General features: G+C 72.3%; 10 protein-coding genes. 3 read left to right on the plus strand and 7 right to left on the minus strand.

Annotated features, from left to right (window positions below):
• The 5 genes from C1A33_RS10520 to C1A33_RS10540 all read right to left on the minus strand — a co-directional run.
• Positions 1 to 439 (minus strand): STM4011 family radical SAM protein (locus C1A33_RS10520; protein WP_133150634.1); only part of this gene is annotated, 439 nt, incomplete at its 3' end.
• Positions 439 to 1,779, minus strand: a complete 1,341-nt coding sequence (locus C1A33_RS10525; RefSeq protein WP_101831332.1) for an STM4012 family radical SAM protein — start codon at positions 1,777 to 1,779, stop codon at positions 439 to 441. The genes C1A33_RS10520 and C1A33_RS10525, both read right to left, overlap by 1 nt.
• Positions 1,776 to 2,579, minus strand: coding sequence for an STM4013/SEN3800 family hydrolase (locus C1A33_RS10530; RefSeq protein ID WP_243407400.1), 804 nt, complete (start codon positions 2,577 to 2,579; stop codon positions 1,776 to 1,778). The genes C1A33_RS10525 and C1A33_RS10530 overlap by 4 nt, the downstream gene beginning before the upstream one ends.
• Positions 2,576 to 3,706, minus strand: a complete 1,131-nt coding sequence (locus tag C1A33_RS10535) for an STM4014 family protein (protein ID WP_243407401.1) — start codon at positions 3,704 to 3,706, stop codon at positions 2,576 to 2,578. Before C1A33_RS10535 ends, C1A33_RS10530 begins: the two co-directional genes overlap by 4 nt.
• Positions 3,707 to 3,713: 7 nt before the next feature.
• Positions 3,714 to 4,634 carry an STM4015 family protein gene (locus C1A33_RS10540; RefSeq protein WP_101831335.1) on the minus strand — a complete coding sequence of 307 codons (921 nt, stop codon included), beginning with the start codon at positions 4,632 to 4,634 and terminating at the stop codon, positions 3,714 to 3,716.
• Positions 4,635 to 5,185: 551 nt separating this feature from the next.
• On the opposite strand from C1A33_RS10540, the gene C1A33_RS10545 reads away from it, so the two are divergent.
• Together C1A33_RS10545 and C1A33_RS10550 are read left to right on the plus strand one after the other, a co-directional pair.
• Positions 5,186 to 6,397: an esterase/lipase family protein gene (locus C1A33_RS10545; protein ID WP_101831336.1), complete on the plus strand. Its 1,212-nt coding sequence runs from the start codon at positions 5,186 to 5,188 to the stop codon at positions 6,395 to 6,397.
• 318 nt (positions 6,398 to 6,715) lie between these two features.
• Entirely contained in the window at positions 6,716 to 7,552 is an 837-nt protein-coding gene (locus C1A33_RS10550) for a hypothetical protein (protein WP_101831337.1), read from the plus strand.
• Between the two features lie 105 nt (positions 7,553 to 7,657).
• On the opposite strand, the gene C1A33_RS10555 is transcribed toward C1A33_RS10550, so the two are convergent.
• The gene (locus C1A33_RS10555) at positions 7,658 to 9,928 is read right to left on the minus strand and encodes a Stk1 family PASTA domain-containing Ser/Thr kinase (protein ID WP_101831338.1); all 2,271 of its coding nucleotides are present in this window, start codon (positions 9,926 to 9,928) and stop codon (positions 7,658 to 7,660) included.
• Positions 9,929 to 10,400: 472 nt separating this feature from the next.
• Between C1A33_RS10555 and C1A33_RS36480 the strand changes: the two genes are divergently transcribed.
• The gene (locus C1A33_RS36480; protein ID WP_243407402.1) at positions 10,401 to 11,549 is read left to right on the plus strand and encodes a COG4705 family protein; all 1,149 of its coding nucleotides are present in this window, start codon (positions 10,401 to 10,403) and stop codon (positions 11,547 to 11,549) included.
• Between the two features lie 893 nt (positions 11,550 to 12,442).
• Here the strand turns inward: C1A33_RS36480 and C1A33_RS10565 are convergent.
• A partial coding sequence (locus tag C1A33_RS10565) for a DUF4365 domain-containing protein (protein ID WP_207770250.1) occupies positions 12,443 to 13,106 on the minus strand: 664 nt, incomplete at its 5' end.

The following is a 13,106-nucleotide window of genomic DNA, read 5'->3' on the forward strand; positions in this document are numbered from 1 at the left end:
CGGGCTGCCCCACGATGCCGACGCTGAAGCGCACGCCACGTTCACCCAGGTCACGGCACCTGTCGAGGAACCGTTCGTAGGGCTCCTGGCCCGGGTGGTAGGTCGCCCACAGCGCGAGTCGGCGCACGTCGGCGTCGGCCGTCCAGTCGACGCGGTGGCTGAGGTTGGTCTGGATCGCGACCCGCCCGACGTGCGGCAGGTGGCTGAGCTCCACCAGCGCGCGGCGGTACCACGACCGGACGAGGCCCTCCCCCCACGGGGTGAACAGCACCGACACGCCGTGGGGCTGCTCGCCCACCCAGCCGGTGAAGCGTTCCAGCGCCGCCCGGTCCGCCCGCAGCTGCTCGGGCGTGTCCCGCCGCTTCGCGAACGGGCAGTACCCACAGTCGTGGTCGCAGCTGGCCAGCGGCCCACGGTAGAGGATTGTCAGCGGTTCCATCAGCGGGGGACGTGGTCGGTCATGAGGGCGCGGACGCGGGGTGAGAAGAGGGCCGGTCCGACGGCGTCGGAACGGGCCAGGCCCTCCGCGGACAGTCGCAGGGTGCTCGGGCCGTGCTCCGCCAGCCAGCCGCGCGCGGCGAGGCCCGTGAGCTCGGCGCTGGTGTCGAGGGCGGCGTCGGCGGCGGTGCCGAAGCGGGCGCGGTAGGCGGCCCGGTCGAGGCCGTCGGCCTGCAGCAGGGACTGGACGAGGTGGCGCCGGCGGCGTTCGTCATCGTCGAGGGCGAAGCCGACCCGGGGACGGTCGACGTCGGTCGCGCGCACGTAGTCGTCGATGATCGCGCGTACCTGACGGGCGCCGACCGCGTACTCGAACGAGTAGTGCAGCGCCGAGGTGTACGAGCGGGCGCCACAGCCGAGGCCCACCATCGCGTCGGTCTGGCAGCAGTACCGCGTCCCGCCGGTGCCTGCGTCCGAGTCGAAGCCGTCGGTCGGCAGGCGGAACATGCGCATCGAGACCTGCTCGTATCCCTCGGCCAGCAGGTGGTCGCGGCCCTGGCGGTACAGCTGGAGGCGCTGGTCGTCCCAGTCGAGGTCGCGCCGGCTCAGGCCGGTCAGCGGGCGGACGTACAGCGGGTACAGATACAGCTCCTCGGGCCGCCAGGCCAGCGCCGCCGCCAGCGACCGCCGCCAGCTGGCCGCCGTCTGGCCGCCGATGCCGTAGATGAGGTCGATGTTGAGCGTGGGAAAGCCGAGGGCGCGGATGCGGCCGAGCGCCGCGTCGACGTCGGCCCGTTTCTGCGGACGGCCGGCCGCGCGGGCCTCGTCGTCCAGGAAGCTCTGGACGCCGATCGAGACGCGGGTGGTGCCGCGTTCGCGCAGGACGGCGAGGCGGTCGATGGTCGCGGTGGCCGGTGAGGTCTCCACGCCGAGCGGGATGGTGCCCGATGCGGCGAAGCGGGCGCCGATGTCGCAGAGGCGGTCCAGCTCGCCCGCGGTCAGGTAGGTCGGCGTGCCGCCGCCGAAGGCCGCCGTGGCGAAGGTGGCCTCCCCCAGCGCGTCGGCGACGCGCGTGGCCTGGCGTTCCAGCGCGTCCAGGTAGGCGCCGGTGAGGCCGGCGGGCGCGCCCGTGCGGGTGAACAGGTTGCAGAAGCCGCAGCGCATCTCGCAGAACGGGATGTGCAGGTAGAGGGCGAGCGCGGACCGGTCCTCGCCGGCCCACACGTCGTGCAGGCGGGGCGCGGGTGTGAGCGGGCGGTAGGCCGTCTTGTGCGGGTACGCGTAGACGTACTGCTGGTAGGGACTGTCGCCCCGCGGGTACGTGCCGCCATCGTCGATCATGACAGCACGAACTCGCCGTACGGGACGGTCCAGACGACCTCGTGGCCGAGGCGATGGCCGGTGTGGCCGTCCTCGCCGTAGGCGGTGCCGTGGTCCGAGCAGACGATCACGAAAGACGGACGGCGCATCAGCGCGAACAGCCGGCCGAGCGCCCGATCGACGTGGCGCAGCGCGGCGGCGTGGGACGCGCGGGTGTCGCCGTGCTCGCGGGTGGCGCCGTCCAGGTAGAACCAGTTGGGCTGGTGCAGCGCGGCGACGTTGAGCAGCAGGAAGAGCCGCTGGTCGGGTGGCTGCCGGTCCAGCACCTCGGCGATCCGGTCGATCTGGTGGTCCAGCGAGCCGGGGTCGGTGACGCCGAACCGGGTCTCCCAGTGACTCTCGGCGAACAGGCCCGGCAGCGCGGAGCCGATCGGCGTGAGCCGGTTGAAGAAGCCGACACCACCGACGCAGACCGTGTGATAGCCGCTGGCCGCGAGCCCGGACGGGAGGTCGGCGGCGTCGAACGTCCAGGTGCCGGGGGCGGTGGTCGCGCTACCGGGGAAGCTGCCGGCGAACAGGCGCGGATGCGGGCCGGGGTTGGCCGGCGTCGGCAGGAAGCCGGCGAGCATCGCGGTGTGCGCCGCGTAGGTGAAGCTGCCCGGGGTGTGGCGGCGCTCCCAGCGGCCGCCGGGCAGCAGGCCGCACAGCGTCGGCGTCTGCCCGGCGGCCGCGAGTTCGGCCGCGACGTCGTAGCGCAGCGTGTCCAGGGTGATCAGCAGCAGGTCGTGACTGCCGACGACCTCGTTCATGTCCCGACTCACGAGGCGGCTCCAGCCAGGTGCGCCGCGAGCATGGCGCGGACCTGGGCGGCGTAGGCGTCGAGCCCCTCCGCCCAGGTGCCGGTCAGCCCGGTGATCCCAGGCAGCAGATCACCGAAGGCATTGACCTCACCGACCGCGACGCGGCGCCAGCCGAGCTCGACGAGCAGGTCGACGCCGACCATCAGGCTGCCCGGGAAGCAGGCCGCCGCCCGCGCGCACGTCTCCAGCGCCCGGTGCCACCCGACCGGGCCGAGCGCCTCGCGCACCGCGGGCACCGAGCCGCGGGCACCCCCGAGGTGCAGGTTCGTCATCGGGGTGCCGCTGGTCCGGACGACCACGTGGGTCGGCTCGCCGGCGATCACCACCACCCGCAGGTCGAGGACGCGGCCGTCCAGGGCCGCCTTGGGCCGCCACCGCTCGACGTGCAGCCCGTCCGGCGCCAGCGCGTCGATCAGGGCGGCCACCTCGGGCTCCGCGTCGTAGGCCCGCACCCGCAGCGCGTTGACGTACCCGGCGCCCTCGCCCGCCGGCGCAGCGGAGGTGACGGCCCTGACCCGCCCGCCGGGCGCCGCCCGCAGCGCGACGACGCCGGCGGCGGACGATCCGTGCGCCGGCTTGACGAACACCTGGTGCAGGCCCGCCGCCGCCATCCGCGCGCGCAGCTCGGCATAGTCACCGACGGGCCCCAGCGCCTCGGGGACGGGGACGCCCGCCGCGTGCAGCCGGGCGTGGCAGCGCCGTTTGTCGCACAGCACGGCGATCTCGTCCACGTCACCGAGCGGCCGCGCGCCGACGGCCGCGCCCGCGGCGGCGATGCGCGCAAGCGCCGCGGTGAAGGTGGCGTACCACCGCGCGCCGCCACCGACCCGCGCCGGATCGCCGGGCCCCCGCAGCAGCGCGTCGACCTCGGCGTCGTCGCCCGGCGAGTCGATCCGCAGCGGCGCGCCGGGCACGATCCCCAGCCCGCCGCCGCTGCCACCGCCGCCAGGGCCACCGCCGCCAGGGCCGGTGGCGCCCAGCACGCGCGCCCACGGGACGACATGTGGCTCGTCCAGGCCGCCCGCACGGCACGCGGCGGCGAACATCGCGACGCGCCGGTCTCCGGGCGACCCGATCACGGTGACCATCACGCTGCTATTCCGAGACCGCGACGTAGCGGTACTCGTCGTCCGGGCTCTCCTGTTCGTCGAGGTTGACGCTGACGCCGGGCAGGGCGATGCGCAGCCTGTTCATCCCGGCGTCGGTCAGGTAGTGGTGGTGCAGGTCGAGTCGCCGGAGGTGGGCGAGCGGCTGACCGGACAGCAGGGCCGCAGCGCCGTCGTCGGTGAGCGCTCCCATGGCCAGGCTGAGTGACTCCAGCCGGGCGACGATCGGCGCCCCCGCGAGCGCCCCGGCGACCGCGTCGGCGATCTCGGCGTCCTCCAGCCCGAGGTGCCGCAGCGCGGGCAGCCGCTCGCCGCCCAGGATGCCGGCCAGGTCGGCCTCCGTCGTGTCGCCGCCGTACTCGTCGGTGCCCAGCCACAGATCGAGGTGCTCCAGCGCGGGGAGATCGCTGTCGCCCACCGCCCGCACCACCGCCGCGGGCAGGCCACCGGACTCGAACCGCAGCGTCCGCAGGACGCGGCTGCGCACCGGGCGCAGCCGCAGGCCGTTGCTGCCGCGCACCTCCAGGTGCTCCAGGTGGGGGAACGCGTCGAACAGGCGGCTGACGTCCGCGTGTTCGATCCAGGAGATCTCCGCCTCCTCCATCACGATGTCGCCGAGGAACAGCGCGCGAAGCCCGGGCAGCCGGCCGGCCGCCTCCACCAGCAGCCCCACCGGGTCGACGGCGCCGTGCGTGTCGTAAGAGGCGCCCCAGTAGCCGACGACCAGATGGGTCACCCCGGCCGTGGCGACCTCGTCGAGAAACGCCCGCAGGACCTCCTCGAACACGGGCCCGTCGAACGAGGCCGCGATGCGCCAGGCCACCTCGCCGCCCGGCTTCCCCGCACGCCCGTGCTGGAACTCGACCACCGGCCGCCCGGCCAGCTCCCTGAGATGCTCGTTGATCGTCATCCGGTTCCCTTCAGGGGGACTTCGTCGGAAACGTCCTATCAACCGCCACCGACAGTCTGCCTCCGACGACGGGGCGAACAGGCGCGCGCATCCCGCGGTTCGGCCATCACCACCTGTCGTGCCACGGCGCGGACGACGCGGCGAACGATCGACCGGCAGGGCCTCGGGGCGTGCCGGGAAGCACGGCGCCAGGCCGGGCGGTAGTCGTGCGCCTGCGGACCATGCTGACGTCGTGGTCACCCGTCGACCTCGAACGGTTGCCACAGCGGCGAGGCCGCACCGTCCCGCGGGACCGCGGGCGGGAGCCGCGCCAGGCAACCCGCCCCGCCGACACCACCGCCCACGCCACCGGGACATCCGGTCACCAGCCGATGAGCGACCGACACAGCCGACGCGAGAGGGTGACGAGCATCATATTTCGATCCCGACTCGACAGGTGTCGATCTTGAGGTGGGACGACACGCGGCCCCGCGAGTCGTCGCCCGGACAGCACGGTCCGCAGCCGAGATACTTCGCTCCGTAATCATTCGCGAGCGGAGAGAGGACACGGGATGGCGAACCAGGATCTCGAGCGCATCCGGCGGGCGATCAAGCCGATCGGGCTGGTCACCGCGGCCGGCGAGGAGCCGGCGCGGCAGGCACCGCCAGCGGACGGCGAATGGTCGCTTCCGGGCGGCACGGCACGGGTCTACTACGGCCAGGGCAACCGGGGCCTGGTCCGCCCGGTGCTGCTCGCGGACGGCTTCAACCTCGGTCCGACGAACTTCGACGCCTCCTGGGAGCACGTCGACGGCGAGCCGCACCGGTTCGCCACCCGGCTGCGCGAGCGGGGCCGCGACCTGGTCCTGATCGGGTTCGACGAGCGTTCCGCGTCCATCCTGGACAACGCGAGGACGGCGACGGCCGCGATCCACCGGGCCGTCGCGGAGCGCCTCGGCGGCAACCGGCTGGCGGTCGGCGGCTTCAGCATGGGTGGCATCGTCACCCGCTACGCGCTGGCCCGGATGGAAATGCAGCGGATGGATCACCAGGTCGGGGTGTACCTCTCCGTCGACAGCCCGCACCGGGGCGCGTCGATCCCGATCGCGCTGCAGGCGATCGCCCACCACCTCGCCCCGGTGAACGCCGCCCTGTCCCAGCTCATCAACAGCCCGGCCGCCCGCCAGCTGCTGTGGCGCCACATCGAGACTCCGACGGCCACGCCCGCCGAGGACCCGCTGCGCACCGAGTTCCTCGACCAGCTGCGCCAGATCGATGACTGGCCGCGGATCCCGCGCCTGCTCGGCGTCGCCAACGGCGTTGGGGACGGCCGCCGCAACGGCGTCCCGCCCGGTGTCGAGGCGCTGCGCAGCAACGGCCCGTTCCTGACCGGAACCCAGCTGTTCACCCAGGCCGGCGGCCGTGACCGCATCGTCGCCGAGATCAAGGGCCTGCTCGGGAACGTCACCGTCCGCACCAACGACTTCCCCGACCTCGACGGCGCCCCCGGCGGCACCCTCGAGTCGTTCGGCATTCTCGCCGACACCCTGAAGGAGGCCGGCGAGAACGTCGACGTCTCCCACCGCTCGATCTGTTTCGTGCCGTCGGTCAGCGCCGTCGCCGTCCGCGGCATCGAGACCAACGACGACCTCTACGTCAACATCAACCAGCTGTCTCCGGACGAGAGCGCGCTCGACGACTTCCTCACCTCGTCCAGCGGGACCCCGCACAGCGCCCTCACCGAGGAGATCGGCACCTGGATCCTCGACCGCCTCCCCGACTGATCCGACCACCTCGACCACCTCGACCACCTCGACGGCCTCGACTCCACGGCGCCGCGTGGGCTTCCACCCACGCGGCGCCTCGGGCGAGGTGTCCGCGACAGGACAGGTGCCACACGCAACGTCCGACAAGATCATCGACGTGAGCCGGGCGCGCGCGATGTGCGCCATTTTTTCCTGGTTTTCTCCCGGCCGACAGGCGAGGCATCATCCGCTTTCGCTGCCATGGCTCGGATCGGGAACAGTTAACGGAATACGCGTAAGGCTGGGCGCATCGGAAAGCGGACCGGGGAACGCCCGCGCGGGATTCATCATCCAGCCATGAATATCACTCGAACCGCCGCACGGCTGTTCCTTGCAGTCGGCGTCGTTCTCGGCGCGTTCTTCTCCTGCGTGTACGCGGCCCAGGCGTCCCCATCGACGGTCAAGGCGGTGCCTCCGCCGCCGCCGTCATCGTCGACGACGACCCTGGCCCCCCCGCCGGCGTCCCTTGTCACCGCGAAGTCCCGGGCGCGCGTCGAACCGGACCTCGACTACCGAGTCACGCTGTCCGCCGACCCGGGATCGCCAAGGTCGACGCAGGACTCCACCCTGACCGCCCGGTCCCACGTGGACGTCGGCCCGACCCCCTACTGGATCAGCATCGTCGACACCAGCGCCCACACCTACGTGACCCGCTGCGGCTCCGGAACTGTCTGCACGGCCTCCGTCACGCAGCCGACGCCGACGACGCACACCTACGTCGCCTACGTCGCCCGGCTCAGCACGGCGATCCCACCCCATGGCGCGGTCGGGACATCGCCGACCGTCTCCGTCACCTGGTCGCCGGAGTACCACCTGTCGCTCAGCGTCGCGCCGCGCGACTTCACCTCGCCCACGGCGAGGATCACCGCCACGTCCTCGGTCAACGTCGGGCCCACGCCCTACTTCATCGAGATCTTCAACCGGCGGACCGGCGCGCTGGTGACGTCCTGTGGCGACGGCACCACCTGCACCGCCAGGGTGAACCTGCCGTTCGGCAACACGACGTTCATCGCCTACATCGGGAACTACAGCGACACGCAGCCGCCGCCCGGCATCGTCGCGACGTCCAACCGCCTCACCGTGCACCGGCTGCTGCAGCCGCCCCGCCCGACGCTGCGCCCGTACGGGGACTGATCACCGTCCATGCACACCTGGACCGACGCCGCCAGCCGGAAACCCCGGCGGCATCGGTCCGTGCCGGGCAGCGAGGCCGACCCGAGGGTCAGGCCGACCCGAGGGTCAGGCCGCGCCCGCGGACGAGGGTGGCGGCGGTGACACCGGCGGCGGTTCACTGCTGCCGCTCGTCGGTGCCATCGCGACCGTGATCGTCACGGTGGTGCCGCGGCGAACCGTGCCCGCCGCCGGCGACTGCGCGAGGACGGTGCCCGCCGGCCGCTCGCTGGTCTGCCGCTGCACGACGACGTCGAGGCCGTAGCCGCGCAGCGTGTTCTCCGCGTCCGCGCGGGCCTGGCCCACCACGTCGGGCACGCTGACCTGGGCGCTGACCACGGTGATGGTCACCGTCGTCCGGAAGGCGACCTGCGTGCCCGCGGCCGGATCGACCTTCTCCACCAGGCCCGGGCCGACGGTCGACGGGCCTCGCTGGACGCGCACGACCACCTCCAGCCCGGCGGACGTCAGCGCCGACCGGGCGTCCGCCTCGCCGCGGCCCACCACGTCGGCGACGGTGGTGTGCCCGGCTCCGCTGGACACGGTGAGCCGGACCAGGGCGCTCGGATCGGCCTTCGTCCCGGCGGCCGGATCCGAGCTCAGCACCGTGTCCTCGGCGGCGCGGTCGTCAACAGCGCGGGTAACCGTCACCTGGGTGAAGCCGGCGCCGGCCAGGATCCGCAACGCCTGCTGGGATGGCTGGCCGACGACGTCCGGCACCACGGACGCCGTCGACCCCGATCCCGGCCCTGAACCCGACGCCGAGCCCGAGGCCGTCGTGGTGGTGCCACCGGACGCCCCCGCGGTCGGCCCGACCTCGCCCTGCCCGACGATGTCCCCGCGCCCGGCCGACACCGTCAGCACGACCTTCGTCGAACGGGCGATGTCGCTGCCGCTCGCCGGATTGACGTCGACAACCGTGCCCGCCGGCGCCGTGCCGTCCGGCTTCGTCACCCGCCCGACGTGCGCGAAGCCGGCAGTCCGCAGCCGTGCCTCGGCGTCGTCGACGCGCAGGCCGATCAGACCGACCGGGACGGTGAGGGTCTGCGGGCCACCGGTGCCGGTGGCCCGATCGCCGAGCGCGCCGCGCACCGCGAACGCGACGGCACCACCCGCGAGCAGGACGCTCAACGCGGTGATCGCGACCAGCAACGTCCCGCGCCGCCCGCGCGCCCGCCCCGTCGGAGCAGCCGCGAGCTCCGTCGGAGCAGCCGCGAGCTCCGTCGGAGCGGCCGCGAGCTCCGTCGGAGCGGCCGCGAGCTCCGCGCGGACCTCGTCCCGAGCCTTCGTGGCGGCAGGCGCGTCCTCGGCGCCTGCCGCCGGTGCCGACCGTGCCCCGGTCGCGACGGACTCGACGTTGGCGATGGGTGCGATGGGTGCGATGGGTGCGATGGGTGCGATGGGTGCGATGGGTGCGATGGGTGTCGCGTCGACCCGCACGCCGAGGCGGATCATCCGGTTGAGGATCTCCTCCGCCGTCGGCCGCTCGGCCGGATCGCGGCGCATCGCGTCACGGACGATCGCGGCGAGTGCGGGATCCAGACCGTCCAGCACGACGTCCGTGGTGGCAATGCGGTACAGCAGCGACGGCACCGATCCGGTGCCGAACGGCGGGCGGCCGGTGCTGGCGAAGACGATGAGGCCGCCCCAGGCGAACACGTCCGTCGCCGACGAGACGGGCGCCTCCCTGGCCTGCTCCGGCGCCATGAACGCCGGTGTGCCCACCGACCTGCCCCGGGTGATGGTGGAGCTGTCCGACGCCCAGGCGATGCCGAAGTCGATGACGCGCGGGCCGAGCGGCGAGAGCAGCACGTTCGACGGCTTGAGATCACGATGGACCAGGCCGGCGCCGTGGATCGCGGTCAGCGCCGCCGCGACGCTCACCGCGACCCGCTCGACGTCCGCGGAGGCGAGCGGGCCGTTCCCGGCCACCGCGTCGGCCAGGGTCTGCCCGGCGATGAACTCGGTGACCAGGTAGGGCGCGCCGTCCGGCGTCTCGGCGACGGCCAGCACCTCGGCCGTGCAGAACCGGGCGACCCGGCGGGCGATCTGCGCCTCCCGCCGGAACCGGGCCCGGTACTCCGGATCGTCGGCGAGCTCCGGCCGGACCACCTTCACCGCGACCAGCCGGCCCGCCGCGTCGGGCGCACCGGACGCACCTGGCGCCCGGCCGAGGTAGACGGTGCCCATCCCGCCCTCGCCGAGCCTGGCCAGCAGCTCGTACTCGCCGAGCGCGGGTGGGTCGGTCGGACGCAGCGGCCGTCCCGGCAGGCTCACCGCCGCGCCGGGCGCCTCGTCCTGGTCGGGCACCTGCCCGACCGCGCCTGCGTACGAGTCCACGACGCCTCCGGCAGGACCAGTTGGGTCGGACGGCGCACCGCCCCTCGACAGGAGGACGTGCCGCCACCGGGCCGGGTTGCGCCGCAACGGCGCGTCGACAGGTGTCCGATTCCCGACACCGGTTCACCGGCGGCCGTGCGCGCCCCGATCGCGCGGTCAGGCGCCGACCTCCGACCGCCTCGACCGGCGCCGCCACAGCGTGCCGGGGGAACAGGGTCAGCGCGGCCAGCGGCGTCAGGCCCCACGCCCCCCGCCGCGCGGCGCGGCGCGGCGCGCACCGGTGATTCCCGCCGCACGGAGACGGCCCGCACGCACATCGAGACCACTACGAAGAATTCGCCTTCACATCGTTTCCACATTTGCCTTCTCCTAAGGTCACCCCGACATCTGATCACGGTGCGGCAACGACACGGAACGGACAGCCCGGCACACATCCGCCCTCCCGCGTCACATTCACAGGAGAATGGTTCATATGACGGTTACGGTAGCCGCGGGCCGCCTGCGCTCCGAAATCCGGACGAGTTCGGGAGACGGGAGGCTTCCGCATGTCACCGCCGCGTTCTGGGTCATGAAGGTCGCCGCGACGACACTCGGCGAGACCGCCGGCGATCTCTTCGCGCAGACGCTGGGACTCGGGTACTTTCTTACGACCGCCGCCCTTTTTGCGCTGTTCGTGATGACCTTGGCCGCCCAGCTGATTTCCCGTCGCTATCACCCGTTCCGCTACTGGACGGTCATTCTGTCCACCAGCATGGCCGGCACGACGATGTCCGACTTCATGAACCGCGACTCCAGCGCGAGATATCTCGACAGGAGTGCTCGGTCGCTGGGATGGGGTCCGCAGGGCCTTGGTCTCGGATATCCCGCCGGCGCGGCGATGCTTGTCGCCCTGCTGCTGGCTGTCTTCGCCGTCTGGAAGCTCACCGGCCTGACCTTCTCGATCCGCCGCATCGACACGTTCCGCGGCGAATGCCTGTTCTGGGCGGCGATCCTGGTGTCGAACACGCTGGGCACCTCGATGGGCGACTTTCTGTCGGACAGCTCGGGCCTCGGCTACGCCGCGAGCGCCCTGCTCATCACCGGCCTGCTCGCGCTGCTCCTCGCGCTGCGCGCCGTGCCGGCGGTGTCGAACGTGGCGCTGTTCTGGCTGGCTTTCGTCCTGACCCGTCCCCTCGGCGCCACCGTCGGAGACTTTCTGACCAAACCCGTCGCCAAGGGCGGGCTCGCCCTCGGCACCGCTGGGTCGTCCGCCCTCCTTCTCGCCCTTCTGGTCGCGATGGTCAGCCATGCCACGCTCCGCGAACGACGAGCCCGATGGACCGCGCCGCCGGCCTCCACCACCGCGGTCCTAGCTGGAGAAGTGGATCTGCGGGTCGCCGGTGAGGTGCCAGGAACGTCCGAGGAGGGTGAGTTCGCCGGTGGCCACCACGGGCCTGCGCTGCTCGTGGGCGCGGATGGCGAGCCGATAGGCATCTCCGGACAGCTCCAGGCGCACCCGGCGCCGCACTCGACCGACGTTCCCGTCGATGAGGACGACCCCGCCATCGTCGTCCTCGGCCCGCTCGAGCCGGGTGACGTGGCCGACGATATCGATGTGCGATTCGGTGGGGCGCTGCCGTAGCGAACGGACGACCCTCTCGACCTGCTCGCGGCCCGGCCGGGGAAGCTCCACCCGGTCGGGAGTCCCGGGGCTGCGGGGCAGTGATTCCGAGAAGACGAACGACAGGTCGAGAGACCGCACGCCCTTCTGCCGCCCCATGGCACCGACGGATTCGACCATCTCCGCGCTGGCTCCGCGTTCCACCGCATCGTCCAGCGACATGGTTCCCTGCGGATCGAGAAGTTCGCGGGTCGCGGCCAGCCCGCTCGCCAGCGTTTCCACCACGACGCGGGAGAAGGCCACCGGCCGGTTCGCCGGACCGGTCTTCTCCGCGTTGAAAGGAGCCTTACCGTTCATCGCCGACGGCACGTTGTGGTCACCGTCGTCGGCTTCGTCGAGATGCACGAAAATGGGCAGTACGAAACTTCCGCGGATCGTATGCCCCAGCCGCAGGTCGTTGGCGACGAAGTCCGTTGCCAGCGTGGGCCTTTTCCCCGGATTCGACGGGCGCGGTCGGATCGCACTACACGCGGCGACCAGCATGAGGCGCGACATCCCGTCCAGCAGGACCTGCGCCTCCCCCAGCGGGATGGAATCGCCAGCCCTGATCTGGTCGGCCCGCAGCAGCACGATGTCGTTGACGGCACTCGCTATGCGGAACGGCAGCGCGTCCTGCTCGATGTCGTACACCAGCGATATCGTGTTCAACGCGTCCTGCAGACGCGGAACGAAATCCCGATACCGCCGGTTGTAAGGGACCATCAGACTGGCATCCAGCGGCGCGTTCTCCCAGACCGCGCTCACGGTCGGACGATAATCGACCCGCCGCCACCCACGTGTCCGCAAAAAAGACTCGATCTCGCCCGGCTCGACGTCCGGGGAGGTCAGGTTCCGGGCAGGCTGCGTCTCGATACTCATGGCCTACCTCCGTCCCCAATGCGCTGCAGAATTCCGAGGAGCTGTTCCACATTGTAGGTGTTCCGGCGCGGGAGAAGGACCGTCTTCGACGAACCCGCCGCCGGCCCCTCCCCCTCCAGGCAGGTCCAGAAGGCCCGCCCCCGCAGGATCATCCGATCCGGCTCGGTGTCGAGCCAGGTGGTGACGTCGGGCGGGACGACCAGGACGACGAGGATCTTCCGGTGATAGGTGTCCGGGTCGCGCAGCCCGTCATAGTGCGCTCGCTTCAGCGACCAGTGCACGCCGTCGTCCCGCAGGACGTCCTGGGTGGTGCACTTCATCTGCACGTCCACGACCGCCGAGCTGTAGCGCCGATGGTTCTGCGCCTGCCGCACCGTGTAGTCGATCGTCTCGACGTCCGAACGCGGCTCGGAGATCGTGCAACGCGCCGCCGCCGCGATCGCGTAGGCAAAGGCGATGCTGTAGGCCTGCTGACACTCCGAGGCATGCAGAGAGCCGTAGGGGATCCCCGACGGCGTCCGCATCGGCGGCCCGATGGGCAGGCAGCCCGTCATGGAGGGCCCCGCCGGCTGGGCGTTCAACCTGGCCCGGCCGAACGTCGAGGAGACCCCGCCCGCCGCGGGCTGACCCCGCGGCCCGGTCTGGCTACCGGGCGCACCC

The sequence above is a fragment of the Frankia canadensis genome (assembly GCF_900197875.1).
GTDB lineage: Bacteria > Actinomycetota > Actinomycetes > Frankiales > Frankiaceae > Frankia > Frankia canadensis.